General features: G+C 66.9%; 23 protein-coding genes. 14 read left to right on the forward strand and 9 right to left on the reverse strand.

The window, feature by feature from the left end; translation table 11 throughout:
• Positions 1 to 51: 51 nt before the first annotated feature.
• From CRO01_RS03410 to CRO01_RS03440, 7 genes are all read left to right on the forward strand, one after another.
• Positions 52 to 486 carry an ester cyclase gene (locus CRO01_RS03410; RefSeq protein WP_097007699.1) on the forward strand — a complete coding sequence of 145 codons (435 nt, stop codon included), beginning with the start codon at positions 52 to 54 and terminating at the stop codon, positions 484 to 486.
• 225 nt (positions 487 to 711) lie between these two features.
• The gene (locus tag CRO01_RS03415; RefSeq protein ID WP_097007700.1) at positions 712 to 1,485 is read left to right on the forward strand and encodes an ABC transporter ATP-binding protein; all 774 of its coding nucleotides are present in this window, start codon (positions 712 to 714) and stop codon (positions 1,483 to 1,485) included.
• On the forward strand, positions 1,475 to 2,737 hold the full coding sequence (locus tag CRO01_RS03420; protein WP_097007701.1) for an ABC transporter permease: 1,263 nt from the start codon (positions 1,475 to 1,477) through the stop codon (positions 2,735 to 2,737). Before CRO01_RS03415 ends, CRO01_RS03420 begins: the two co-directional genes overlap by 11 nt.
• Positions 2,734 to 3,960 carry an ABC transporter permease gene (locus CRO01_RS03425; protein WP_097007702.1) on the forward strand — a complete coding sequence of 409 codons (1,227 nt, stop codon included), beginning with the start codon at positions 2,734 to 2,736 and terminating at the stop codon, positions 3,958 to 3,960. Before CRO01_RS03420 ends, CRO01_RS03425 begins: the two co-directional genes overlap by 4 nt.
• 64 nt (positions 3,961 to 4,024) lie before the next feature.
• The gene (gene dph2, locus CRO01_RS03430) at positions 4,025 to 5,071 is read left to right on the forward strand and encodes a diphthamide biosynthesis enzyme Dph2 (protein ID WP_097007703.1); all 1,047 of its coding nucleotides are present in this window, start codon (positions 4,025 to 4,027) and stop codon (positions 5,069 to 5,071) included.
• 152 nt (positions 5,072 to 5,223) lie between these two features.
• A complete protein-coding gene (locus CRO01_RS03435; RefSeq protein WP_097007704.1) occupies positions 5,224 to 6,153 on the forward strand; it encodes a DUF7139 domain-containing protein in 930 nt (309 codons plus the stop codon).
• A 98-nt stretch (positions 6,154 to 6,251) separates the two neighbouring features.
• The gene (locus CRO01_RS03440) at positions 6,252 to 7,280 is read left to right on the forward strand and encodes a cell division protein FtsA (RefSeq protein ID WP_097007705.1); all 1,029 of its coding nucleotides are present in this window, start codon (positions 6,252 to 6,254) and stop codon (positions 7,278 to 7,280) included.
• A 21-nt stretch (positions 7,281 to 7,301) separates the two neighbouring features.
• Here CRO01_RS03440 and CRO01_RS16480 read toward each other — a convergent pair whose 3' ends face one another.
• Positions 7,302 to 7,469 (reverse strand): zf-TFIIB domain-containing protein, encoded by a 168-nt coding sequence (locus tag CRO01_RS16480; RefSeq protein ID WP_179747384.1) that lies wholly within the window; start codon positions 7,467 to 7,469, stop codon positions 7,302 to 7,304.
• A 289-nt stretch (positions 7,470 to 7,758) separates the two neighbouring features.
• On the opposite strand from CRO01_RS16480, the gene CRO01_RS03445 reads away from it, so the two are divergent.
• Positions 7,759 to 8,379: an METTL5 family protein gene (locus CRO01_RS03445; RefSeq protein ID WP_097007706.1), complete on the forward strand. Its 621-nt coding sequence runs from the start codon at positions 7,759 to 7,761 to the stop codon at positions 8,377 to 8,379.
• A 4-nt stretch (positions 8,380 to 8,383) separates the two neighbouring features.
• Here CRO01_RS03445 and CRO01_RS03450 read toward each other — a convergent pair whose 3' ends face one another.
• Positions 8,384 to 10,234: a rhomboid family intramembrane serine protease gene (locus CRO01_RS03450; protein ID WP_179747385.1), complete on the reverse strand. Its 1,851-nt coding sequence runs from the start codon at positions 10,232 to 10,234 to the stop codon at positions 8,384 to 8,386.
• 304 nt (positions 10,235 to 10,538) lie between these two features.
• Positions 10,539 to 12,911, reverse strand: coding sequence for a DEAD/DEAH box helicase (locus tag CRO01_RS03455; protein WP_097007708.1), 2,373 nt, complete (start codon positions 12,909 to 12,911; stop codon positions 10,539 to 10,541).
• A 119-nt stretch (positions 12,912 to 13,030) separates the two neighbouring features.
• Here CRO01_RS03455 and CRO01_RS03460 point away from each other — a divergent pair, with 119 nt between their 5' ends.
• The gene (locus CRO01_RS03460) at positions 13,031 to 13,465 is read left to right on the forward strand and encodes a hypothetical protein (protein ID WP_097007709.1); all 435 of its coding nucleotides are present in this window, start codon (positions 13,031 to 13,033) and stop codon (positions 13,463 to 13,465) included.
• A 7-nt stretch (positions 13,466 to 13,472) separates the two neighbouring features.
• Here the strand turns inward: CRO01_RS03460 and CRO01_RS03465 are convergent, their stop codons facing one another.
• Positions 13,473 to 13,955: a GNAT family N-acetyltransferase gene (locus CRO01_RS03465; protein ID WP_097007710.1), complete on the reverse strand. Its 483-nt coding sequence runs from the start codon at positions 13,953 to 13,955 to the stop codon at positions 13,473 to 13,475.
• Between the two features lie 291 nt (positions 13,956 to 14,246).
• Here CRO01_RS03465 and CRO01_RS03470 point away from each other — a divergent pair, with 291 nt between their 5' ends.
• The 3 genes from CRO01_RS03470 to CRO01_RS03480 all read left to right on the forward strand — a co-directional run bounded on the left by CRO01_RS03470 (position 14,247) and on the right by CRO01_RS03480 (position 17,403).
• Complete coding sequence (locus tag CRO01_RS03470; protein ID WP_097007711.1) at positions 14,247 to 14,657, forward strand: archease; 411 nt, start codon at positions 14,247 to 14,249, stop codon at positions 14,655 to 14,657.
• 121 nt (positions 14,658 to 14,778) lie between these two features.
• Positions 14,779 to 15,873: a DoxX family membrane protein gene (locus CRO01_RS03475; RefSeq protein ID WP_097007712.1), complete on the forward strand. Its 1,095-nt coding sequence runs from the start codon at positions 14,779 to 14,781 to the stop codon at positions 15,871 to 15,873.
• A 69-nt stretch (positions 15,874 to 15,942) separates the two neighbouring features.
• Complete coding sequence (locus tag CRO01_RS03480) at positions 15,943 to 17,403, forward strand: RtcB family protein (protein WP_097007713.1); 1,461 nt, start codon at positions 15,943 to 15,945, stop codon at positions 17,401 to 17,403.
• A gap of 292 nt (positions 17,404 to 17,695) precedes the next feature.
• Here the strand turns inward: CRO01_RS03480 and mce are convergent, their stop codons facing one another.
• Together mce and CRO01_RS03490 are read right to left on the reverse strand one after the other, a co-directional pair.
• Positions 17,696 to 18,079: a methylmalonyl-CoA epimerase gene (gene mce / locus CRO01_RS03485; protein WP_097007714.1), complete on the reverse strand. Its 384-nt coding sequence runs from the start codon at positions 18,077 to 18,079 to the stop codon at positions 17,696 to 17,698.
• Positions 18,080 to 18,179: 100 nt separating this feature from the next.
• On the reverse strand, positions 18,180 to 19,865 hold the full coding sequence (locus tag CRO01_RS03490; RefSeq protein WP_097007715.1) for an acyl-CoA mutase large subunit family protein: 1,686 nt from the start codon (positions 19,863 to 19,865) through the stop codon (positions 18,180 to 18,182).
• 116 nt (positions 19,866 to 19,981) lie between these two features.
• On the opposite strand from CRO01_RS03490, the gene CRO01_RS03495 reads away from it, so the two are divergent.
• A complete protein-coding gene (locus tag CRO01_RS03495) occupies positions 19,982 to 20,221 on the forward strand; it encodes a hypothetical protein (protein ID WP_097007716.1) in 240 nt (79 codons plus the stop codon).
• Positions 20,222 to 20,230: 9 nt separating this feature from the next.
• Here the strand turns inward: CRO01_RS03495 and CRO01_RS03500 are convergent, their stop codons facing one another.
• Positions 20,231 to 20,812, reverse strand: a complete 582-nt coding sequence (locus tag CRO01_RS03500) for a GNAT family N-acetyltransferase (protein ID WP_097007717.1) — start codon at positions 20,810 to 20,812, stop codon at positions 20,231 to 20,233.
• A gap of 137 nt (positions 20,813 to 20,949) precedes the next feature.
• Here CRO01_RS03500 and CRO01_RS03505 point away from each other — a divergent pair, with 137 nt between their 5' ends.
• A complete protein-coding gene (locus tag CRO01_RS03505; RefSeq protein WP_097007718.1) occupies positions 20,950 to 22,956 on the forward strand; it encodes an AMP-binding protein in 2,007 nt (668 codons plus the stop codon).
• A gap of 49 nt (positions 22,957 to 23,005) precedes the next feature.
• Here CRO01_RS03505 and CRO01_RS03510 read toward each other — a convergent pair whose 3' ends face one another.
• Positions 23,006 to 23,764 (reverse strand): AMP-binding protein, encoded by a 759-nt coding sequence (locus CRO01_RS03510; protein WP_097007719.1) that lies wholly within the window; start codon positions 23,762 to 23,764, stop codon positions 23,006 to 23,008.
• A gap of 92 nt (positions 23,765 to 23,856) precedes the next feature.
• Complete coding sequence (locus CRO01_RS03515) at positions 23,857 to 24,351, reverse strand: DUF7504 family protein (RefSeq protein WP_143824898.1); 495 nt, start codon at positions 24,349 to 24,351, stop codon at positions 23,857 to 23,859.
• Positions 24,352 to 24,419 lie beyond the last annotated feature (68 nt).

The following is a 24,419-nucleotide window of genomic DNA, read 5'->3' on the forward strand; positions in this document are numbered from 1 at the left end:
TTCACACGGTGCTCACCAGACGCGGCTCTGTCCGAGCACCGGGGGAGAACTATGGCACAGAGAACGACAGACGACGTAGAACAGATCGCGCGGCAGTACCCCGAGAAGATTGCGACGGAGGGGGACTTCGATCTCCACGAGGAACTGCTCGCCGAGGACTACGTGGAACACGGCCCGTTCGGGGAAGATATCAGGGGTCAGGAGGCCGACGCCAAAGCGATGCGGGAGTTTCTGAACGCCTTCGAAGGGTTCGAGGCGACCGTCGAGGACGCCGTCACGCAAGGCGATACGGTCGCGATGCGAGTGACGCTTCGGGGGACCCACGAGGGACCGTTCCGCGGCATCGAGCCGACCGGGAACTCGATCGAAGTCCGGAACATGGTGTTCACGCGCGTCGAAGACGGGAAGATCGCGGAGCGCTGGCTCCAGCTCGACACGCTCGGCCTGATGGAGCAACTCGGCGCCGTCGAGCCGCTAGGAGAGTGACCGTCTCGCGCTGGGCCATCGGGTGTGCGACGACGGACGCCACCAAAATGCTGACGGCACGACCTGCGCCGTCGATCTATTTTGTATCCGGCGTCTGACCGGTGGTAAGCAGCGTCTAGCGCCTCGGCTGACCGCTCAGCACGCAGCCAGCCGTGTCGGAAAGAGAGGCTAAATCCGCGGTCGTTCGTATAAGCGCAGAGGTACAATGTGCGGCGTCGCCGTTCGATGACGCGTGAGGCCGTGAAAATACTCGATAGATCGGGGAGCGGCTCGTCGACGCCGTCGGCCGAGGACGAATCGTCACCGTTCGTCCGACTGGACAGTATCACCCACGAGTACGGCTCCAGTACCGGCCGGTTCGGGTCGGGAACCGATCGCGAGCCGACGGCGCTGCGAGACGTGTCGTTAGATGTTGAACCCGGCACGGTCGTGGGGGTGAAGGGACCGAGCGGCAGCGGTAAGTCGACGATCCTGCACGCGGTCGCCGGCCTACTGGTTCCGACCGCAGGGACCGTCGAGGTGCTCGGGACCGACCTCACCGAGCTATCGGACGCCGAGCGCGTCCGACTGCGCCGCGAGCACGTCGGCATCGTCTTCCAGCGCTTTCACCTCCTCCCGTCGCTGTCGGCGCGTGCGAACGTCGCGCTCCCGCTGGTACAGGCCGGCGTGGGGCGGTCGAAGCGTCGGCGTCGCGCCGAGGAGCTTCTCGAAGGGGTCGGACTCGGCGATCGCACCACACACCTCCCCGGGGAACTGAGCGGCGGCGAGCGCCAGCGCGTCGCCATCGCTCGGGCGCTCGTGACCGACCCGGACGTGATCGTCGCCGACGAGCCGACCGGCGAACTCGACACGGCGACCGGCGCCGCAGTGCTCCGCGTGCTGACCGCGCTGGGCGACGACCGGGCAGTGCTGGTCGCGTCCCACGACGACGCGACGCTCTCGATCGCCGACCGGGTCGTCGCGCTCAGGGACGGGGCGGTGGTCGACGATGGCCGATGACGGGGATCGGACGCGGCGAGCGCGCTGGAGAGGACTGCTCGGCGTCTCGGCCGCGCGGCTCTGGAAGCAGGCGACGGCGACCCGAACCGGACGAATCGCGGCGACGACCGCCGCCGTCGGGACGACGATCGCGGTCCTGTTGATCGTGACCGGAGTTGCGCTGTCACTGGCCGAGGCCGGCGTCGTGAGCAGCAGCGACGCCGACGTGCGGATCGTCCCGACCGAGGGAGAGACGCTCACGGGCGTCAGCGGCGTCGAGCCGGCGCGTCTCGGCGCGACGAACGAGCGCGCGCGTCAGCTGCAGTCAGCCGACGGTGTCGACCACGCATCGCCGGTGCTGGTCGAGCCCGTTCGGCTCGCTGAGACTGGCGGCAACGCCTCGGCGCTTGTCTTGCTCGTCGGCGTCGTTCCGGACGAAAACGGCCGTTCGGTCGCCGGGCTGTCGACCGCCGCGCTCGAACCGGGCGATCCTCACTACGCGAACGGGAGCTACGACGGCCAGCGGCGGTCGCAGATCGTCCTTTCGGAGACTGCGGCCGAGCGGGTCGGTGCCACAGCGGGTGACTCGGTCGCCGTGGGAGGCAACCGGACCGAGGCCGACGCGGCGGCGCTCTCGGTCGCTGCAGTCGAGTCGTCCTCGGGCAACGAGGGCGACGCCGACGTGCCGGTCGCGCTGATCCACCTGAGCGAACTGCAGTCGCTCTCGGGCGCCGATACGGGCGAACTCGCCGATCGGGTGCTCGTGTGGGGCGACGCCGACGCCGCCGCGTCGGCCGCCAGCGAGGCGTATCCGAACGCGACCGTCGAGACGCCCGGCGGCGCCGACCCGACGGCCCTGTTCGACGACGGCCTCGCCGTCGCCACCAGCCTCGTCGCGCTCGTCGTCGGCGTGACGATCTGCGCGGCGTTCGTGGCGACGACGATGGGCATCGCCGTCAACGAGGATCGCCGGCTGTTGGCCGTGCTCGCAGCGATCGGGTTTTCGACACCGAGTCGACTCGTAATCGTCGGCGTCTCGACGCTCGTGACGACGCTGGTCGGCGCCATCTTCGGCATCGTCGGTGGGGCTGCCGGCATCGTCGCGGTCGACGCCGTCGCCGGTGCGACCGTCGCCTCTAGGAGCGTCGCCGCGTTCCACCCCGTGATGATTCCCTACGCACTCGCCGCCGCGCTGCTTTCGGGGGTGATCGCGGCGCCGTACCCGCTCGTCGTGGCGGCGCGAACGTCGGTCCTCGACGAGGTGGGACGGTGAGACTGCTCGCCTCGCTCGTCCGGCTGCGGGCAGTCGCCGGCCTCGCGCTCGCACAGCTTCGCCGGGCGCCCGGGCGGACCGTCCTCACGATCGGCGCCGTCGCGCTGGCGGTGCTGTCGGTGACGCTGCTCGCCAGCCTCGGCGTCGGCGTCGTCGAGATCGGCGAGCGGGGCCTCGATCAAGCCGATCGGGACATCTGGGTGTCGAACGAGCCCGTCGATCCAGCCGCGAGCGGGACCGGCAACTCGATCGTCGACGCCCACGCAGTCGCGGCGTCCCTGCAGGCCCGCGAGGACATCCGGACTGCCTCACCGGTAGCGATGCACGGGCTGTTCGTCGGGACGAACCGGTCAGATCTGCGGCGCGTCCCGGCCGTCGGCGTCCAGCGAACGCACGCCGGGTTCGACTTCGAGCGCGGCGGGGGGTTCGCCCTCAACCGATCGGACTACGCCGACGCGTCGGCTGGCGAGCCCGCGCGGGCGGAGATCGTTCTCGATCCTCGCACGGCCGAGGCGCTGGGCGTCGGCGTCGGCGACACCGTCCGCGTCGGCGGGAGCCGAGCGACGACCCAGCCGTTCACCGTCGTCGGAATCGCCTCGCACTACTCGCAGTATCTGAGCGCGCCGGCCGCGACCGTCCCGGTCGTCGATCTGCAGACGCTGACCGGGACGTTCGGTACCGACCGAGCGACGTTCGTCATGGCCGACACGACCGCGGGCGCGTCGCCGGCGGCGGTGCGCGACGCGGTCGCCGACGAGTACCCCGCTTACGATGTTCGAACGGGCGACCAGCAGGTCGAGAAGTTGCTCCGAGAGCGGCCACTCGTGCTCGCAAGCGGGGCGACGCTGATCGGCTTCGCCGTGCTCGGCGGCGCCGTCCTGACGATCAACCTGTTCGCGCTCGTGGCTTACCAGCAGCGCGACGAACTCGCGGCGCTGCGCGCGATCGGGCTTTCGAGGGGTGTGCTCGCCGGGACGATCGGCACACAGGGGATCGTCATCGGCGTCCTCGGCGGGATCGTCGGCGTCGCCGCGACGCGTCCGATCGCCGCCGGGCTGAACCGCCTCGCTCGGCGCGTCGTCGGCTTCGAGACGCTGCTCCGGCCGTCGGTCGAGATCTACGCCGCCGGGATCGCGCTGGCCGTCGGCCTCGGCGCCGTCGTCGCGCTGCTGACCGGGTGGCAGGCGGGGCGGTACGCCCGCGTCGAGCAGTTGCTCACGTGACCGGGCTTTCGCGTCCGATCCCGGAACGTGCGTGTTATACGTCGCGGGTCGCTACAATGGTGCAATGAGCGAGCAGACGTACAGCGAGGGCGATCTCAGGAACACGGGGATGTCGCTCAAGCACGATCGGGAGTGGGACTACGAACTCGACCGCATCGTCTCGGCGGTCGAGGAGCGCGACGCGGAGAAGGTCGGACTGCAGTTCCCCGAGGGGCTCAAGCGCCGCGGGCCGAAGGTGGCCGACGACCTGCGCGAACTCGTCGACGACGACGTGACGATCATGCTGTCGGGCCAGCCGTGTTACGGCGCCTGCGATCTGGACACGTTCCTGATGCGCCGCACCGACGTGTTCGTCCACTTCGGGCACAGCCCGATGAAGGAATCGGAGAAGATCATCTACGTCCCGCTGTTCTCGAACGTCGACGTGCTGCCGATCATGGAGGAAGCCGAAGAGGAACTGGCCGATCCCGACGAGGACCCCGAAGTCGGTCTCGTGACGACGGCCCAGCACATGAACCGGTTCGACGACATGGCCGACTGGCTCGAAGACCGGGGCTACGAGGTCCAGACCCGCCGGGGCGACGAGCGACTCACCCACGAGGGACAGGTGCTGGGCTGTAACTACGCCTCCGCGGACGTGCCGGCCGATCAGGTGCTGTACGTCGGCGGCGGGAAGTTCCACCCCCTCGGGCTGGCGATGGAACACCCCGACAAGAAGGTCGTCATCGGCGACCCCGTCAACAACGTCGTGACGATCGCCGATACGGAGAAGTTCCTCAAGCAACGGTATGCCACGGTCCACAAGGCGATGGACGCCGAGACGTGGGGCGTCATCTTCTGTACGAAGATCGGACAGGGCCGGATGGATCAGGCCGAGAAGATTCTCGACGAGAACGACAACGCCTACCTCATCACGATGGACGAGGTGACGCCGGATCGGCTGCGCAACTTCGGCTTCGACGCCTTCGTTAACACCGGCTGTCCGCGGATCACGACCGACGACGGCCCGCAGTTCCACAAGCCGCTGCTGACGCCCGGCGAGTACGAGATCGCGGTCGGCAACAAGCCGCTGGACGAGTTGAGCTTCGACACGTTCCACGGCACCTGGTAGCGCTCGCACCGCTGGCGTTATTTGCTTCTCGGCGTCGGTCGACACTGCACTCGACCACACCGCCGTCTCCGTCTCCGCTGCATCTATCCGAAAGGTAAGCGAGGAAATAATTAGGGGAACAGTCATGAGTATGGGGTAAGTAATCGGCCTCAATGACAGACGACGAGACGGGAGACCTTCCCGACAACAAACTGTTCGAGCTCTACGAACAGTATCTCGGCGAACCGGACGCGGAGACGGACGTCTATCTCGGCTTCGGACTGTTCTTCGTCGGCATCGCCTTCGCGGTAATCGCGCTCGGGTTGTTCGCTTGGTCCGGCGCCTTCGTGTACGGTACCGACGGCTTCTGGTCCCGGCGGGCGCCCGCCTTTGCGCTCGGGATGCTGTCAGTTCCGACGCTGTTGTTGAGCCTCGTCGTACTCCTGCCCGTTGAACGGCGCGCGACGGTGAGCGGGCTGGGCGGCTGGACGATCACGCTGCTTTCGGTCGTCGCGTTCTGGCAGGTGTACCCGAGCAACTGGAACGTCGCGGGAGCGACCGACTACAGCATTCAGGTGACGGCAGTGTACGCGGTCGGGATGACCGTCCTCACTGCATCGACGGGCGCCGCGCTGATCGCCCACCAACTCGCCCGCGCTCGTCCCGGTCCGGCCGATATCGAACCGGTCGACGACGAGGACGAGGAGGAGACGACCTACACGACCGAGGAGATCGAAGCGGACATCGAGAACGCCATGGAGGGCGTCGACCTCTCGTGGGGCGGCGTCGAGAAACACGAGTCCAAGCGACTGGAGTTCTCGACCGACACCGAGTTCGAGGCCGCAAGCGTCGACGGCGAGGCGACGACGACCCGCGAGTCCGGCGGCGTCGACGCGCAGGTCAGCGGACTCCGCCAACTCAAGGGCGGCGAGAAGAAGACCCAGACCTCCGAGTCGACCGTCGATGACCAGACGAACAAGCTCAAAGAACTGCGCGAACAGCGCCGCAAGGAAGAGGCGGCAGACGACGGCGACGACGGGCTCGCCGGCTCGATCGGTGGCTCGGGGCTCCTCCAACGGCTTCGGAGCGCCCTCGGGCGATAATCCTGCCCGATACTCCTAATTTGCTTATATTTTGTAGCCAGTAAGTTCTGTAAGTTTTTCACATAGTTTTATTGTACGTGGGACAGGTTGTTCCGGATATGGCGAAAGGCCTAGACGTCGGTACTATGAACATCCTGTCGGCACAGCAGGATGGGAACGACACGGTATTTGTCCAGCAGCGTAACTCCTTCGTCGAGATTGACTACTCCGATATGGCAGAGCAGATGCTCTCCCGGAGCGAAGTCCTCCACATCCGCAAGGACGACAAGGTGTACGTCGTCGGTGACGACGCACTGAACTTTGCGAACATCTTCAACCGCGAGACGCGCCGTCCGATGCAACACGGTATCCTCTCGTCGGACGAGAAGTCCGCGATCCCGATGATGAAACTCATCATCGAGCAGGTCGTCGGCGAGCCCGATCACCCCGGCGAGAAGCTGTATTTCTCCTCGCCAGCAGACCCGATCGACTCGGATCTCTCGACGCTGTATCACCAGAAGACGCTGGAATCCTTTATCGACGACATGGGCTACGACGCCGAGCCCATCAACGAGGGGATGTCCGTCATCTACAGCGAACTCGCGGACAACGACTTCACCGGGCTGGGCATCAGCTTCGGCGCCGGCATGACGAACGTCTGTCTGGCGTACTACGCGGTGCCGGTCATGAAGTTCTCGGTCGCCCGCGGCGGCGACTGGGTCGACGAGCAGGCCGCCCAAGCGACGGGCACGCCGGTCGACAAAGTCACCTCCATCAAGGAAGACGACTTCGAGCTCGACTTCGAGACCGACGTTGGCGGGGTCGAGGGCGCGCTGTCGATCTACTACGAGAACCTGCTCGACTACGTCATCGAGCGCATCGTCAAGGAAGTCGACGACGAGGACGTCGAGGAGGGCCTCGACGTGCCGGTCGTCGTCACGGGCGGCACCTCCAGTCCCGACGGGTTCGAGGCGCTGTTCCGCGACCACCTGCAGGACGCCAACATTCCGTTCTCGATCAGCGGCGTCAGCCACGCCAACGAGCCGCTGTACAGCGTCGCACGCGGTGGGCTCGTCGCGGCACGCTCGGACGAGGAAGAGCAGGCAGCAAGCGGCGGCGCGGAAGCCGAAGCCGCAGCCGACGAGTAATCGGTCGATCGACGAGGAGTCCTACGCTTCTTTGAACCGATCGAGCGCGTCCTGCCAAGATTCTATCTCGACCGGTTCGCTCTCGTGATTCACGGCGACGCCGACGAAGCCACAGGTCTCACAGCCGTTCGTCTGATGACCTCTGAACGAGTACGTCCGGAGCGGGTCCGAGCAGCGCGGACAGTTCATGACTACGCCATCACCTGCCGTTCCCTTAATTATTCTGTGCGCGGCCGTTGCCCGCTCTATTGCCACTGATGTGGCCGCTCGCACCATTGTTCTTCGAACATCTCTCGAATAAATATAACCCAAAGTTATCCAAAACTGTTTTGTATTCTCATCATGTATGGCTCGCCAGCATGACTGTGATATCCGCGCCGGCCAGCCGCGAGTCCCTCCGACGCCGGAGCGCGTCACGCACAGCCCCGTCGACAGCACTGCGGCGGCCCGAGAACGGCGTCGCCAGCAACCGACACCGATGAGTACGAAACGTCAACTGGTCCAGCAACTGGCGGTCGTCGCGGGGTTCGAGAGCCCGACTGCCGAACTCGAACAGTACCCGACGCCGCCCGAACTGGCGGCCCACCTGATCCACGTCGCGGACCTACAGGACGACATCGAAGATCAAACGGTCGTGGATCTCGGCACCGGGACAGGAATGCTCGCGCTCGGCGCCGCACTCCGAGGGCCTCGGCGCGTCGTCGGCGTCGACGTGGACCGAGGCGCGTTGACGACCGCCAGAGAGAACGAGCGCCGGGTCGGAACGACGGCCGAGATCGGCTGGGTACAGGCCGACGCCACCCGCGCGCCGCTGTCAGTCGACGACGCGACCGTGGTAATGAACCCGCCCTTCGGCGCGCAGGACGGCAACGAACACGCCGATCGAGCCTTTCTGGAGACGGCCCGCGACGTGGCGTCGGTCTCGTACTCGATCCACAACGAGGGGAGCAAGGAGTTCGTCGAGGCGTTCGCCGACGACGAGGGTGGCGAGGTCACCCACGCGTTCCGCGCCGAACTCGATCTCGACCGGCAGTTCGAGTTCCACGAGGACGAGCGCCGGACTGTCGACGCAGAAGCGTTCCGCATCGAGTGGGAGTGACAAGTCAGCGATACTGCTCGTGACGGGCGACGGCGACGCTCGTCCCGCCGCGCTCGGCGACCACCACTGCCCGGCCGTCGCGCCGCTCGGTCGAGAACAGCAGGCGACCCACACTTTCTGTCTCGCCGACTTCGGGGAGCGCCGTGCGACCGAGCGACTCGTTTCCGCGCTCGACGCCGAGATAGAACTCGCCGTCGTCCGGGACGACCGTAACGGTCCGCCCGTCGATCGACGGCGTCGCGGTCTGGGGCGCCGAGTCGAACGCGTGCTGTGTGGGAGTGTCCTCAGCATCAAGCCACACCTGATAGGCGGTGCCGTTGCCGACGGCCGTCCACCCTTCTCGCCTCACCACGACCGACTCGCTCCAGCCGACGCCGCCGAGTCGAAGCCTGACGGCGCCGGAGTAGGCCAGTTGCTGTGGCGACACCTGCCGCGCCCAGATGTGTCTGTCCTCGTTGATGACGATCACCCCGCTGGTGTTGATCTGGGTCGTCTCACCGAACGCCGAGATGTCGATCGCAGAGACCATTCTGTTGGGAACCTCCTCGCCGTAGGCGATCGTGTAGTCCTCGACTGTGACGGTCTCGCCCTCGGGAACGGCGTCGTCGCCGACGGTGACGAGATTGGGAACGACTGCCGGACCGGCCAGCAGCGCGACGCCGAGTAGGACGGCAGTGATGGCAACGTGGCGGCGGGTGATACCACCGAACGCCCACCGGCCGGACCCGGCTATCCTCACGACCACCGTGTACAGTATTCTGAGTGCGACGGTTATCACGACAGCCACGCTGGCGCTGCCGACGAACGGCGGACCGAGGCCCAGATACGCGACGAGCGCCAGACCGACGATGAGTGCGAGCGACAGTGCCGTCTGCAAAGGCGAAAGCGGATCGATCAGCGACCGCTCGCCGGAGATCAGCGGCCGCTCGGACGCCACCGCCGCCAGCGTGACCAGCAGCGCGAGCAACAGTACGAGCGCGACGCCGACGCCGCGGTACAGCACGTACGTCCCGCCGCCGCGGAACCAGTAGACGGCCCACAGCCCCTGAACGACGGCGAAGACGAGCGCGGCCAGCCAGACGCGCGCGGCGCTCGGTCGCCCCTCGCGGCGGTACAGCACTGCCAGTCCGAGCACCAGTCCGAGGAAGAGCCCGAGCGCGTGGCCCTGAATTGCGATGCCGGCCCACGAGGGCGCCGACGGCGGGCTCGCCGACACCGTCGCGGTGACGATGGGATCGACCAGCGAGGAAACGACCGTCGAGATGACGCTGGAAACCAACAACGCGACGATGGTCGCAACGGGGTAGTGAACCAGTGCGAACCCGGCGAAGGCGAACACGACGCCCGAGAAGCCGATGACGGGGCCGAGCGCGAACAAGCTGGTGAGCAGACCGACACCCAGCACCGCAGCCGGAAACAGGACGAACGCTCTGAGCCACGGGTTCGTCCGCCACGAGGCGAACGATTGGCTCCCGCGCTCTTGGGGGAGATGGCCCCACGCGTACTCGACGATCGGTGCGAGCACGATCGTCGCCTGCAGGTTGCCCCGCAGGTGTCCGGGACCGGCGTGGGCGAAGCCCGAAGTCAGCCAGCCGGTCGGGTAGAGATACGACCACGACCGGAACGGGATCGTCACCGGATCGGTCCAGTGCCAGTACCCTCTCTGGACGAACAGGTACACCGCGAGCACGAACAGGACCGAGACGATCGTCCCCCACGGGACGCCGAGCAGGAGTCGAGACCGGAGGCGGCGTCCCCACGCGCCGCCCGGCCGGTCGGCGCGGATGATCGCAACCGCCGACAGCGCGATCAGCACGACGACTGCGGCCACGAGCCCGGCCGACAGCAGATTCATACCGGAGTAAGGGAGCGTGGCGTTGAAAGAAGTTGCGAGGGAGACGACGGTATGATCCCGATGTGTATCTCCCGGGGATCTTACTACCACCCATGTCGGCTGGTCGAACATGCGTCGCGGGTGGGACTGAAAGGGGCCGCCGCGCTCGATCCGGTGAGACGAAGCAAGCACCGCAACGGAGTGAGGAGCACAGCGAGTCGCAACCGGTCGAACGTGGCGGGGGCTTTCGCGGTGTGAGTCGTCGTGGATCGAAGTCCTGCAGAGCGATGAACAATCGAACTGATGGCTGCTTGACGTGAGCTGACTAGGGATCCAACAATTGATCGACCAGTTCGTGCGCCAGCCCCTTCGAGAGCGGCTCGTTCGCGTTCCCGCAGTGTGGCGACTGGACGCAGCTCGGACAGCCGTTCTCGCAGGAACACTCCGCGAGCAGGTCGCGGGTACGGTCGAGCATCTCGGGCAGGCGCTCGTACCCCTCGCGGGTGAGGCCGACGCCGCCGGGGTAGCCGTCGTAGACGAAGATCGTGCTCTCGCCGGTGTGGGGATGGCGCGGCGTCGACAGGCCGCCGATGTCGCGCCGGTCACAGAGCACTTCGAGCGGGAACAGGGAGATGAGCGCGTGCTCGGCGGCGTGGATCGCCCCTTCGAAGCTCTCCCCGTCGCTCGCCCTCGCCCGGAGATCGGCCTGCATCTCGTCGGGCTGGGTGAAATACAGCGCGCGCGTCCGGAGCGTCGTCTCGGGCAGGTCGAGCGTCTCGCGGGCGATCGGCTCGCCGCGTTTGGGATCGCGTCGCTCGAAGCCGGTGATCTGTTTTCGCATCGTCACCTCGGCGAACTTCACGGTCACGTCCTCGCGGTCGGGAAGCCGGCGTTCGTCGAGGTCACGCTCGACGGTGATCGTCTTGTCGTGGAGGACGCGCGTGTGGTAGTCCGCCCACGTCGGGGATAGCTCCGCGAGATCTCGGTCCAGATCGAGTTCGGTCACCTCGTAGCGCTGGCCTTGGTGGTGGTAGATCGCGCCCGGATGGGCGTCACGCAGGGCGTCGCCGAAGGGGAGGCTGGCGATGGCATCACCCGACCGGGCGTCGAGCAGTTGGATCTCGCGGTCGTCGATCGAGCGCAGACTCATCTCGTGCTGTGGACTGCCGTCGATGTCAGCCGTCCAGCGCACGCCCTTGTCCGTCGTCCGGCGTTCGAGGTCGCCGACCGATTCGAGGTCCGCGACGACATCCGGAAACTGGGCGCCGAAGTGGCGCTCGTCGTCGGCCGAGAGCCAGTTCTCGCGGGCCGCCGCGAGGACGTGGGGCGGGACGAGCTGGTCGTTCTCGGGGTTGGCGACGGCGCGCTCGGGGTCGCCGGCGAACAGCTCGTCGGGATTGCGCATCACGTACTGGTCGAGTTGATCTTCGCCGGCGACGAGCGCGACGAGGCTCGGGTCAGTGCCGCGGCCGGCGCGCCCGGCCTGCTGCCACGTCGCCATCTTCGTCCCGGGATAGCCGTCCAGAATCACGGCGTCGAGGCCGCCGATGTCGACGCCGAGTTCCAGCGCGTTCGTGCTCCAGACGCCTCGAATATCGCCGTCGTGGAGCCCGGTTTCGATCTCGTCGCGGCGCTCGCGCCTGAGCGCGGCCTGATACGCCGTGACGCCGGCGGCCTCGTCAGCGAAACCGCGCTCTCGAAGCTCGTCGGCGCTGTCGCTGGCGTACTGTTCTGCGGTCTGGCGCGCCCGGGTGAACACGACAGTCTGGTAGCCCCGGCTCACCAGATCGACGAACAGGCGTTTGGCTTCGACGTGGTTCGAACGGCGTCGACCGGAGCCCTGATCGTCGCGCTCGTACTCGGGCGGGTTCCACAGCAGCCAGTTGGTCGGGCCGGACGCCGACGCGTCCTCGTCGACGACCGCAAACGAGTCAGCCGGCTGGCCGGTCACCGTCCCAGCGTGCTCGGCGGGGTTGTCGATGGTCGCCGAGCAACAGACGAACTGCGGGGCACCGGCGGACTTCGTCCGCCTCGCCGACGAGCGTGGCTCGCCGCTGGCGTCGAAGCGCTCGCAGAGCCGTGACAGGCGGCGCAGCACGAGCGCGACCTGACTGCCGAACACGCCGCGGTACTCGTGGACCTCGTCGATGACGACAGTCTCCAGACGCTGGAAGAACCAGTCCCACAGCCGGTGGCCGTGGGGCAGGATGCCGTAGTGGAGCATGTCCGGCGTCGTGAGCAGGACGGTCGGCTGGCGGTCCCTGACGCGTTCTTTCTCGGTCTTCGAGAGCCGACCGGTGTACCGATCCACGGTGACGCCGCTGGCGAACCCGAGATCGCCGGCGAGGTCGGCGAGCGTCTCGGCCTGATCGTTGATCAGCGCGACCTGCGGGGCAATGTAGAGGGTGGTCGCCCGGCGGTCCAAGGCACGCTCGAACGCCGGGACGGTGTACGCGAGGCTCTTGCCGCTGGCTGTCGGCGTCGCCAGCACGGCGTTGTCGCCGTCGCGGATGCGCTCGATCGCTTCAGCCTGATGGGCGTACGCAGACTCGATGCCGCGGTCGGCCAGCGCACCGGCCAGTCGGTCCTCGACATCGAGCTCTGCGAGGTCGGCGTCGCCGCCCGGAACGGTGCGTCGCGCTGCGATCTGGCCGTCGTAGTACGGACGTCCGCGCAGCCACTCGATCGTCTCGTCCACGAGCGTTCTATCGGCTCCCCGGTAGTAACGATGTCGGCGAGGGCCGAGAGCCGAGTGAGCCCCTTTTCCCTTCCGAAGATTCCGATAAATTCAACTCGAACTATATTGGTTGATATATCATGTCCGCGCTCGACCTGTTCATGAAACTGCTCGGCGAGCCGTCCCGTGACGATCTCGATCGGTCCGACACGGAGGCGGTGCAGTTCGACGAGCGCGCCAACCACACGCAGAACCGCCGGCGCGCGGTCGGCGGCAAGCTGTTCGTGACTGATCGACGCGTCGTCTTCGTTCCCCATACCTTCGACGACGTGCTGGGCGGCGCCCACGTCGACGTACCGCTCGATGCGGTCGAGACTGTTACGACTGAACCGGCCGACCGCTCGCCCGGGGCGATCGTCCGACAGCCGCTCGATACGCTGTTCGGCGGGAGCCTACGAACCCGCCTCCGTATCGAAACGGCAGACGGAGACGCAGAGCTATTCCTCGTCGACGACATCGAGAACGCAATCGACGTGATCGACGGCGCCCGCGACGACCGCGTGGCCGAGCCCTAATCAGCCTCTACCGCCGGCGGACCAGATCACTGAGCTTGCTCGCCAGCCCGGCGTCGTCACCGAGTTTGAGGTAGTAGGCGTCGCCGCCGTCCTCGTAGTAGGTGTCGATGCGGCGCTTGATCTCGAACCCGAGCGACTCGTAGAACTGCAAAGCGTTGTCGTTGGTCGCCCGAGCGTGACAGGTGACCGAATCGTGCTCGTCGGCCACGGTGGCGACGAGCCGTTTGCCAAAGCCCTCGCCGCGGTAGGCCGGATCGACCGCGAGAAACAGGATGTACCCGTCGCGGCGCACCGCCGCGAAGCCGGCGAGGTTGTCGTCGGCGTCGACGAGCAGGTGGACCGTCGAGCGGCGGTAGGCGTCCGCGAAGAAGCCGTGGCGCTGTTTGAGTACGCCCTCGGCGCCGCGGATCGTCTCTTTGAGTTCCCAGGCATCGTCCAGCCGCTCGTCGCTGCCCGGGCCGACGACGCGCGTTTCGACGTTGACGCTCACTGCTGATACGTAGTAACGACGCGAATATAATTCCACCGGCAAACTCGTTTCACTCGTTTGCCGAGCCTCGCGTCACTTCGTTCCGCGAGACACCGGCAAGCTCACCGTGTTCGCTTGCCAAGCGCTGCGTCGCTTCGCTCGGCAACACACCGGCGGGCTCGCTTCACTCGCCCGCCGAGCACTACCTCGCTTCGCTCGGTAGTACACCGACGAACTCTCCGCTCGCCCCGCCGTCGCGAGCGCCGCGACGAACCGACCCATTGACGGTTGCCACCGTCGTCGTCCCGAGTAGTGAGCTACGAGTTGCGCGAACACACGGCCGATGTCGCCATCGAAGCCGAAGGGCCGTCGTTCGACGCCGTCGTCGGGGCCGTCGCCGACGGGTTGGCGGCCGCGATGTGCGACGACGTGCCCGCGGAGGGCGAGCGCTTCGACGTGCGCGTCGACGCCGAAAGTCGGGAGGCACTGCTCTTTGATTACCTCGACGAACTGATCTACGAGCGCGACGTGCGCGGCGTCCTGCCGGTCGACAACGACGTGGAAGTGACGGAACGGGACGACGAGTTCAGTCTGGCAGGCTCGGCCCGCGGCGTTCCGCTGTCGGCGGTGTCGGCCCGCGAGATCAAGGCCGTCACCTACTCCGAGATGGAGGTCGCGGAAACGGCCGACGGCTGGCGCGCGTACGTCGTCTTCGACGTTTGAGCGTCGGCGTCGAACGAACCGCGCGAGCGTCGGCGTCGAGCCGCGGTGAATCGGGCGCTCGATCCGCGGACGCCGTCCCGAAGCGGGCGACGTTTTAGTGTCGGTCCCGTACCGACACGACATGGACAGAGGTGCTACGAGAACTGCGGGACGTGCGCTCGCGGCGATGACGGCGCTGTTGGTGCTTGTCCAGCCGGCGGCGGCCCACGTCAGGTACGTCTCGGACGACGACGGCGGACCGACGGGGCTGGCCCTGCTCGCCGACGTGCTCGCCGACCCGCTGAACGCCGCCTTGCTCGGTGGCGGCGCCGTGACGACGCTGGCTGTCGCGCTGGCGTACCTCCGATTCCGGCCCGCCCGGACGGACCTGGCGGTGCTCCGGGAGACGCTGCTCGGGTACCGCGATCTGGTGCCGTGGATGTTGCGACTCGCGCTCGGGCTTCCCCTCGTGGGCGCCGGCTTCGCGGGCTACTACTTCAGCCCGGAGGTGGCGTGGTCGATGCGCGTCTTTCAGGTCGCCCTCGGCTTTTTCCTGCTGTTCGGGCTGGCGACGCGGGCCGTCGCTGGCGTCGGGTTGCTCGCCTATCTCGTCGCCCTGCCGTTCGCGCCCGACCTGCTGCTGGCGTTCGAGTACGTCCCGGGCTTCATCGCTATCGTGCTGGTCGGGAGCGGCCGCCCCAGCGCCGATCACATGCTCAAGCAGGTCGCCGGGACGCCGGGGACGATCTACGGCCGGTTCGACCCGGTTTACGGCCTCGCTGACTGGTTCGACGGAGTGGTCGAGCCGTACAAGCGCTACGCGCCGACGGTCGTTCGGGCCGGACTGGGAATCGCCTTCGCGTACCTCGGTATCGTCGAGAAGCTGCTCGCGCCCGGCACGGGGCTGGCGGTCGTCGAGAAGTACAACCTCACGGCCGTCGTCCCGGTCGATCCCGGCCTCTGGGTGATCGGCGCCGGCCTGACCGAACTCGCGCTCGGCGTCGCGCTGCTGCTCGGCGTCTTCACGCGCGGCGGCGCCGCCGTCGCCTTCGTGATGTTCACGCTGACGCTCTTTGGCCTGCCCGACGACCCGGTGCTGGCCCACGTCACACTCTACGGGATGGTGTCGATGCTCTTTATTACGGGTAGCGGCCCGCTCGCGGTCGACAACTGGCTGCGCGAGACCTCGCGGGACGCCCGGACGAGCGAGGGCGAGGCGGCGGTGGCAGACGACTGAGGCGATCTGGAGCCACTTACCACGCCGTCGATAGTAACCTATTCCGGTGCCGCGGGCGGACGTAGACGTATGACAACCTACGACGCCGACGGCATCACCCTGCAGAAGGTGCGGGACTACGTCTGGGAGATCCCACAGGAGGGCGAGATGCGCGCGCCGGCGCGCGTGCTCGCCAGCGAGCAGTTGCTCGACGAGATTTCCGACGACAAGACGCTCCAGCAGTTGAAGAACGCGACCCACCTCCCCGGGATCACGAAGCACGCGATCTGCATGCCCGACGGCCATCAGGGCTACGGCTTCCCGGTCGGGGGCGTCGGTGCGCTCGACGCCGAAGACGGCTGTATATCGCCGGGAGCGGTCGGCTACGACATCAACTGCGGCGTCAGGATGATGACGACGAACCTGTCCTACGAGGACGTTCAGGGCAAAGAGGAAGAACTCGTCGAGGCGCTCTTCGCCAACGTTCCCTCGGGGCTGGGCGGCGGCGGCATCGTCGAGAGCGGCGTCGACACGGTGAACGAAGTCCTCGAACGGGGCGTCGAGTGGGCCGTCGAAGAGGGCTACGGCGTCGAGGACGACCTCCGTGCCTGCGAGGACGAGGGGCGGCGTCCCGACGCCGATCCGTCCGCGATCAGCCAGAAGGCCAAGGACCGCGGGAAAAATCAGTTGGGAAGCCTCGGCAGCGGGAACCACTTCCTCGAAGTCCAGCGCGTCACCGACGTGTTCCGCGAGGGCGTCGCCGACGAGTTCGAGCTGGAGGAAGACCAGATCGTCGTCCTGATCCACTGCGGGAGCAGAGGGCTTGGCCACCAGACCTGCAACGACTACCTCCGGAAGATCGAGAAAACCCACTCGGGCCTGCTGAATCAGCTCCCCGACAAGGAACTCGCCGCGGCGCCCGCCGGCTCGCAACTCGCCGAGGAGTACTACGGCGCGATGTGCGCGGCGATCAACTTCGCGTGGGTCAATCGCCAGCTCATCATGCACCGAACGCGCCGGGTGTTCGAGAAGGTGTTCGACCGGACGTGGGAGCAGATGGAGATGCACCTGCTGTACGACGTGGCCCACAACATCGCCAAAAAGGAACAACACACCGTCGACGGCGATGACAAGACGCTGTACGTCCACCGCAAGGGCGCGACGCGGGCGTTCCCCGCCGGCCACCCCGAAGTTCCGGCCGCGTATCGGGATGTCGGCCAGCCGATCATCATCCCCGGCAGCATGGGCGCCGGCAGCTACGTCCTCCGGGGCGGCGAGCACTCGATGGAAGAGACGTTCGGCTCGACGGCCCACGGCGCCGGCCGGCTGATGAGCCGCACGCAGGCCAAAAACGAATACTGGGGCGGCGACGTGCAGGACGACCTCGAAGAACAGGAACAGATCTACGTGAAGGCACAGAGCGGCGCAACGGTGGCTGAAGAGGCTCCCGGCGTCTACAAAGATGTCGACGAAGTGGTGCGGGTTTCGGACGCGCTGGGCATCGGCGACAAGGTCGCCCGGACGTTCCCCGTCTGTAATATCAAAGGGTAATCAGCCCACCCGGCGCGCGTGAGCGACGCGCGCGAGGGCTCTCGCGCCCCTCCGTGGGCGCGAAACCGGCTGGGGAGGATGAGGCGGCGGCCCGTCTTGGTGGACTGAAAGGGCGAGGTGCGGTCGGCGGCTCTCGGCTGGCCCTATCCGAGCGCAGCGAGGATATCCGGGCGAGAGCCGCCGAGCGGACCGAGGGCTTTGGTGATGTTGTTCTTCGAGCCAGTCGGTGCCGTTCCTGAGTGTGGTCCGAGCGCTTTCGTAGTCGTGCTCTCCGAGCCAGCAATCCAATCCCCTAGTGCTCCACGAACTCCACGAGCACGCCCCCGGTGTCGTTGGGATGCAAGAAGGCAACCTCGTGACCCCATGCGCCCGCCCGCGGCTCCTCGTCGATCAGGTCGATCCCCATTTCGCGCGCAGTCTCTAACGCGGCCTCGATGTCGTCGGTCGCCACCGCGAGATGGTGCACGCCCGGACCGTGCTTGTCGAGAAAGCGCGCGACAGTGGCGTGTTTGACCGGTTCGAGCAACTCGAAGTAGCCGTCGCCAAGATCCAGAAACGCCACCCGAAGCCCGTCCAGTTCTTCTTCGTGAGCGACCGGCGCGTCGAACAGTTCGCCGTACAGCTCCGCGGCGGCGTCGAGATCGTTCGTTGCGATGCCGGCGTGGTCGAAGTGCATACGCGAGCTAACACCGGGCAGACAGTTGAACGTTTACCAGCCACCGCGCAGCACGGCGGCCAATCAGCGACTTCAGACCGCACCACCCGGCCTGCGTCCCTCAGACCGCGCCACCGCCCTTGTACTCGCCGAACTCGTCGCGCAGGACGTTACAGATCTCGCCGACCGTCGCGTAGGCTTTGACGGCCTCGATCAGCGGTGGCATCAGATTCTGGTCGCTCGCTGCGGCGTCCCGGACGGCCGCCAGCCGCTCCTCGACCAGTTCGTCGTCGCGCTCCTCGCGCACCGACTCCAGTCGCTCGACCTGCCGGCGCTCGTCTTCTTCGGTGACTTCCTCTAAGTCCATCGCTTGGTCTTCTTCCTCGATCTCGAACTCGTTGACGCCGACGATGATCCGGTCGCCGGACTCGACTTCCTGCTGGCGGTCGTAGGCCACGTCTTGGATCTGGCGCTGGACCCACTGTTGGTCGATCGCGCGAAGCATGCCGCCGCGGTCGTCGACCTCGTCGATGATGTCGAACGCCTCCGATTCGAGGTCGTCGGTGAGCGACTCGACGTAGTAGCTCCCGCCCAGCGGGTCGATCGTGTCGGCGGCGCCCGATTCGTGGGCCAGAATCTGCTGGGTCCTAAGAGCGGTGCGGACCGACTCCTCGGTCGGCAGCGCGAGCGCCTCGTCTTTCCCGTTCGTGTGCAAACTCTGCGTTCCCCCGAGCACCGCCGCGAGCGCCTGATAGGCGACCCGGACGACGTTGTTCTCGATCTGCTGGGCGGTCAGCGTCGAGCCGGCAGTCTGGGTGTGGAACTTGAGCTGCTTCGATTTGGGATCCTCGGCGTCGAAGCGCTCCGCCATGATTTTCGCCCACATCCGGCGGGCAGCGCGGAACTTGGACACCTCCTCCAAGATGTTGTTGTAGGAGGCGAAAAAGAACGATAGCTGCGGTGCGAACTCGTCGACGTCGAGTCCGGCGTCGATCGCCGCCTCGACGTACTCGATGCCGTTTGCGAGGGTAAATGCGATCTCTTGGGCGGCCGTCGCGCCGGCCTCGCGGACGTGATAGCCCGAGATGGAGATGGTGTTGAACTTGGGCGTCTCGGCGGCACAGAACTCGAACACGTCGGTGATGATCCGCATCGACTGCTCGGGCGGGTAGATGTACGTGTTCCGGGCGATATACTCCTTGAGCACGTCGTTTTGAATCGTCCCGCGCAGCTCCTCGCGGTCGACGCCCTGTTTGTCGCCGAGCGCGATGTACATCGCCAGCAACACCGAGGCTGGCGCGTTGATCGTCATGCTCGTCGACACGTCCGAGAGCGTGATGCCGTCGAAGACGGTCTCGAAGTCCCGCAGCGAGTCGATGGCGACGCCGGACTTACCGACCTCGCCGCTGGCCATCGGGTCGTCCGAGTCGTAGCCCATCTGCGTCGGCAGGTCGAAGGCCATCGAGAGCCCGGTCTGGCCCTGATCGAGCAGGTACCGGAATCGCTCGTTGGTCTCCTCGGCGGTGCCCATCCCGGCGTACTGGCGCATCGTCCAGAGCCGGCCGCGATAGCCCGTCGGGTAGACGCCGCGGGTGTACGGCTCCTCGCCGGGGAAGCCGAGGTCGTCGTCGTAATCCAGATCGGCCACGTCGTCCGGCGTGTACAGCCGATCGACCGGTTGGCCGCCCGTGTCGGTCCGGAACTGCTCCTCGCGCTCTCCGAACCGGTCCAGTGTGGGGTCGACCTGCTCGGACTCCCACTCGGCTTTCTTCGAGCGGATTTCCTCCAAGTCGTCCGAATCGAACATTGTTTATCACGAGGAATGGGTCCGGCTTAAGGATTGGCGAACCGAGCCCCGTTGCGAGACGGCTCGCTCGTATTCGACCGGTTCGTTTTTGACCGCAGCGCGCTCACCTACGAACGATGGACGCCCCACTCCCCGACCTCGACGACGGCGAGGACGCGCCGGGAACGAGCCGTCTGCGCGCGACGCTTGCGATCCTTCCGTTTCTCCTGCTCGGCCTGATCAGCGTCGCGCTCGTGTTGCAGTGGGGCCTCAAGCCGCTGTGGGTGTTCGTGATGTTGCCGCCGATCCTCTTTATCAGCGTGATCGGCTGGATCGCGTTCAAGTACGGCATCGGCGAGGAGCCAGAGGCCGGGTGAGCGACGGCGCTACCGACCGGTGTCGTACTTGTAGGTCGCCGTTTCGGAGTCGATACCGAAATCTTCCGGCATCTCGTCGGGCGCTTCTTCGACCGCCTCTTCGGCGGCGTATTTGAACCGCTCGCGCAGTCGGTCGGGCATCTCGAACTCGTCGACATCGACGACGACCGGCGTCGCCTCGGGGGCCGACCGGTCGCGCTTGGCGTCGAGTCGCTCTTGTAGCTTCTCGGGCAACTCCTCCGCGGAGATGCTCCGGAAGCCAAACTGCGCGAGATACGTCGGCTCGTCGGTGAGGCTGTAGACGCGCTCGAACCCTTGATCGCGGGCCTGTTCGAGCAGCCGTTCGAGCACGTGGGCGCCGACGCCCTGCTCTCGCCAGCCCGTCAGGACGCCGATGCTGGTCAGTTCGCAGAGCTCGCCGTCGTCGCTCTTGTGGATGCGGATACGACCGAAGCCGGCTTTCGTCCCGGACTGCTCGTCGATGGCGATCACGTAGTCGCGCGACCGGAACGAGGTCGCGTCGAGGCCCATCTCCTCGATGTGGTCCAGCAGCCAGACCTCCTCGCGGTTTTTCGCGTCCCGGACGTACATAGGTACCAGTACTCGCTCCCCGCCAAAGACGTTACCGCCGCCGGTGGTCGTTCGTGGCAGTCGCTGCCACAGGTCTGTCCGGTCTGGTCGCCGGCGCGAAACTTCTTAATCGTTCGTGCAAAATTCGCACGTACGCCATGCCATCTCTCAGTGACGTCGACGAGGTCGTCCACGAGACCTCCCGCGAGTTCGTGGAATCGACGAACGTCTACGAGTTCATGCGCGAGTACGGCATCGACGACTACGACGAGTTGATCGCCCGGACGACCGGCGACGTGGAGGGAGAGCCCGCGTCGGGCATCGACTGGTTCTGGGACGAGATGGTCGACTACCTCGACATCGAGTTCGACGAGGAGTACGCCGACGTTCGAGACGACGCCGACGGCCCGCAGTTCACCGACTGGTATCCCGGCGGGCGGCTCAACGCCGCCCACAACGTCGTCGACCGGCACGCCGACGACGCCGACGCGCGGGACGACACCGCCGTGCTCTGGGAGGGAGAGGACGGCGAGGTCCGGGAGATCACGTTCGAGGGCCTCGCCGCCGAGACCAATCGCGTGGCCAACGCGCTGGAGGCCCGCGGCATCGAGACGGGCGACACCGTCGGTATCTACATGCCGATGGTGCCCGCGGTCGTCCCGATCCTCTACGGTTGTCTGAAGGTGGGCGCGATCGCCGTGCCGATCTTCTCGGGCTTCGGCGTCGACGCCGTGGCGACCCGGCTCGACGACGCCGAGTGTTCGGTGCTGTTCACGGCGGACGGCTTCTACCGCCGGGGCGATCCCGTCTTCCTCAAAGACACCGCCGACGAGGCGATCGAGCAAGCGGGCCACGTCGAGCACACGATCGTGTACGATCGGTTGGGTGCCGGAGATCCCGATACTGCCGCCGACATCCCGTGGCACGACGAGCGCGACCGGTGGTGGGCAGACGCCGTCGACCGCCAGCCCGACACCTACGAGACCAAATCGCTCCCGAGCGATCAGGAGTCGATGCTGCTGTACTCCTCGGGGACGACCGGCAAGCCCAAAGGGATCGTCCACACCCACGCCGGCGCGCTCGTGCAGGCCGCCAAGGAGATCTACTTCGGCTTCGATCACAAACCGGACGATCGCTTCTTCTGGGTGTCGGACATCGGCTGGATGATGGGCCCGTGGACGCTGCTGGGCAACCACGCCTTCGGCGGCACCGTCGTGCTCTACGAGGGTGCGCCGGACTACCCCGAGCCCGACCGCTTTTGGGAGCTGATCGACCGCCACGACGTGACGACTTTCGGCGTCTCGCCGACGGCGATCCGGGCGCTGCGGGAACGCGGCGACGACTGGCTCGACGGCCACGACCTCTCCAGTCTTCGCCTGCTCGGGTCGACCGGCGAGCCGTGGGATCCCGAATCGTGGCGCTGGTTCTACGAGCGCGTCGGCGACGGAGAGTGCCCGATCATCAACATCTCCGGGGGGACCGAGATCATGGGCTGTTTCCTGATGCCGATGCCGATCCAGTCGCTCAAGCCCTGCACGCTCGGCGGGCCGGGGCTGGGGATGGCCGTCGACGTGGTCGATTCGGCGGGCGAGTCCGTCGCGGAGTCGGGCGAACGCGGCTTTCTGATCGCTCGGGACTCCTGCCCGTCGATGACCAAGTCGCTGTGGAGCGGCGACGAGCGCTACCTCGACGAGTACTGGTCGAGTTGGGACGACCTCTGGGACCACGGCGACTGGGCGCAGGTCGACGACGACGGGTTCTGGTTCCTCCACGGCCGGGCCGACGACGCGATCAACGTCGCCGGGCGCAAAGTCGGCCCGGCCGAGGTCGAGGGCGCGCTGATCGACCACGACGCCGTCAACCGGGCGGCAGCCGTCGGCGTCCCCGACGAGACGACCGGGCAGGCCGTCGTCGCCTACGTCGTGCTCGAACCGGACGCCGACGCGACCGAGGATCGGCGGGTCGAACTGCGAGAGCACGTCGGCGCCGAACTGGGCAAGCCGTTCATGCCCCGAGAAGTGCTGTTCGTCGACGAGTTCCCCAAAACCCAGAGCGGGAAGATCATCCGGCGGGCGATCGCCGCGGCCTACGCCGGCGAGGATCCCGGCGACCTATCGAGCATCGAGAACCCCGAGGCGCTGGAGGCGATCCGGTCGGCCGACTGAACGCCGAGACGTTCAGGGGCGGTCCGGCATGGCGTCTTGACGCCGCTGCTCAGACCGTCACGTCGTCGAGCGTGATCGTTCGTGATTCCGGCGCGGCGCCTCGCTCGGTCGTCGGAACGACGGCAACGTCGCCGCTCGCAGACGCCGCGGCGTCCGTGGCGCCGGTTCGATCTTCGGCAGCCGGGAACAGTACAGTTCCACCGGCGACGAGCGGCGCCAACGCGCCCGCAACGACGGTTCGTGGATCCGCGAGCGATGCCCGCACCGCGACCGCGTCGTCGGCGTCGAGATCGAACGCCGAGATCACGTCGGCCGCGGCGTCGAGAAGGTCCGCGTGGGAGTAGATGCGCTCGCCGTCGTCGAGCGCCGGCGTCGACGGATCGCGCTCGACGGGCGGAAAGGACGGGTTCTCGCTCCAGACTTCCTCCTCGAAGTAGCGCGTCGCTGGGTCCTCAGGATCGTCGCCGTAGCCGACGCGCTGGCCGCCGGCCGGCAGTTCGTACCGGTCGACGGCGTCGGAGCGGGCGACGACCGCACGTCCATCGAACTCGGTGGGAGGGGCAAAGCGCGTTCGACCGCCCAGCAGGGCGGTGCCGAAGAAGGTCAGCAGCGATTGGGGTAGCGGGTCGGCCGCGACGCCGACTGCGACGCCGTCGCCGACGCCGAGGTGCCGGAGGAAGTTCCCCGTCTTCCAAGCGGTCGTACAGAAACGGTGGTAGGTGTACGTGCGCTCCGGCTCACCGGCCGCCCTGACCGCGAGGTCCTGCGAGCGCCGGTCGCGCGCGACAACATCGTCGAGACTCTCCATAGGCGGTGTTTGGACGCCGTCGGCAAAAGAACGAAGATTCTCGGCTGCGAGTATCACGCACCGCTGATCCCCCTCTCACCGACGAGACGGCGTCACGGCGAGAGTTCGCCGATCACTCGGCGGTCCCGGTCGGACTCCAGCCGGACGCGCTCGTCGAACAGTTCGTCGATTGTCTCGACGGTGATCGGATCGACTGCATCCCCGAGGGTACACACGAACAGCCCGCCAGCAGCGGCGACGCGCCAGCGGGTCAGGTGGAGGAACCGAAACAACGAGAACGGGCACACCGACGCCTCGGCCGCGATCGGGTCGGCATCGACGAGCACGTCCGACCGCGATTGGGCACTCACGAGATCCGATACCGCGATGCCCAGCTCCGAGAGCGGCGTCACGCCGCCGCCCGTCGGTGTTGCGACCCTGAGATCGGTCGCTGTGAGCGTCGCTTCGAGGTCGCCGTCGACCCCCGGGACGACGACGGCCTCGTCGGTCAGCAACTCGGCTGCGCGGTCGAACCGCTCGGGCGCCGGTCCGGTCACGAGAACGCTTCCGGAGCGAGCGCCGACGGCGTCGGACTCGTTGTCGGTCATGTCGCGTGTTCCCTCGTCAACCGCCACGAGTAAGTTGCCCATAGTTACTGGCCAGTTACTTGCGGAGT

It is taken from the genome of Natronoarchaeum philippinense (assembly GCF_900215575.1).
Classification (GTDB): Archaea; Halobacteriota; Halobacteria; order Halobacteriales; family Natronoarchaeaceae; genus Natronoarchaeum; species Natronoarchaeum philippinense.

Bases quoted from the DNA above. Each gene is read 5' to 3' on its own strand.
- CRO01_RS03410 (WP_097007699.1), top strand. From the start codon at position 52: ATGGCACAGAGAACGACAGACGACGTAGAACAGATCGCGCGGCAGTAC.
- CRO01_RS03415 (WP_097007700.1), top strand. From the start codon at position 712: ATGACGCGTGAGGCCGTGAAAATACTCGATAGATCGGGGAGCGGCTCG.
- CRO01_RS03420 (WP_097007701.1), top strand. From the start codon at position 1,475: ATGGCCGATGACGGGGATCGGACGCGGCGAGCGCGCTGGAGAGGACTG.
- dph2 (WP_097007703.1), top strand. From the start codon at position 4,025: ATGAGCGAGCAGACGTACAGCGAGGGCGATCTCAGGAACACGGGGATG.
- CRO01_RS03435 (WP_097007704.1), top strand. From the start codon at position 5,224: ATGACAGACGACGAGACGGGAGACCTTCCCGACAACAAACTGTTCGAG.
- CRO01_RS03440 (WP_097007705.1), top strand. From the start codon at position 6,252: ATGGCGAAAGGCCTAGACGTCGGTACTATGAACATCCTGTCGGCACAG.
- CRO01_RS16480 (WP_179747384.1), bottom strand. From the start codon at position 7,469: ATGAACTGTCCGCGCTGCTCGGACCCGCTCCGGACGTACTCGTTCAGA.
- CRO01_RS03445 (WP_097007706.1), top strand. From the start codon at position 7,759: ATGAGTACGAAACGTCAACTGGTCCAGCAACTGGCGGTCGTCGCGGGG.
- CRO01_RS03450 (WP_179747385.1), bottom strand. From the start codon at position 10,234: ATGAATCTGCTGTCGGCCGGGCTCGTGGCCGCAGTCGTCGTGCTGATC.
- CRO01_RS03460 (WP_097007709.1), top strand. From the start codon at position 13,031: ATGTCCGCGCTCGACCTGTTCATGAAACTGCTCGGCGAGCCGTCCCGT.
- CRO01_RS03475 (WP_097007712.1), top strand. From the start codon at position 14,779: ATGGACAGAGGTGCTACGAGAACTGCGGGACGTGCGCTCGCGGCGATG.
- CRO01_RS03480 (WP_097007713.1), top strand. From the start codon at position 15,943: ATGACAACCTACGACGCCGACGGCATCACCCTGCAGAAGGTGCGGGAC.
- mce (WP_097007714.1), bottom strand. From the start codon at position 18,079: ATGCACTTCGACCACGCCGGCATCGCAACGAACGATCTCGACGCCGCC.
- CRO01_RS03490 (WP_097007715.1), bottom strand. From the start codon at position 19,865: ATGTTCGATTCGGACGACTTGGAGGAAATCCGCTCGAAGAAAGCCGAG.
- CRO01_RS03495 (WP_097007716.1), top strand. From the start codon at position 19,982: ATGGACGCCCCACTCCCCGACCTCGACGACGGCGAGGACGCGCCGGGA.
- CRO01_RS03500 (WP_097007717.1), bottom strand. From the start codon at position 20,812: ATGTACGTCCGGGACGCGAAAAACCGCGAGGAGGTCTGGCTGCTGGAC.
- CRO01_RS03505 (WP_097007718.1), top strand. From the start codon at position 20,950: ATGCCATCTCTCAGTGACGTCGACGAGGTCGTCCACGAGACCTCCCGC.
- CRO01_RS03510 (WP_097007719.1), bottom strand. From the start codon at position 23,764: ATGGAGAGTCTCGACGATGTTGTCGCGCGCGACCGGCGCTCGCAGGAC.
- CRO01_RS03515 (WP_143824898.1), bottom strand. From the start codon at position 24,351: ATGACCGACAACGAGTCCGACGCCGTCGGCGCTCGCTCCGGAAGCGTT.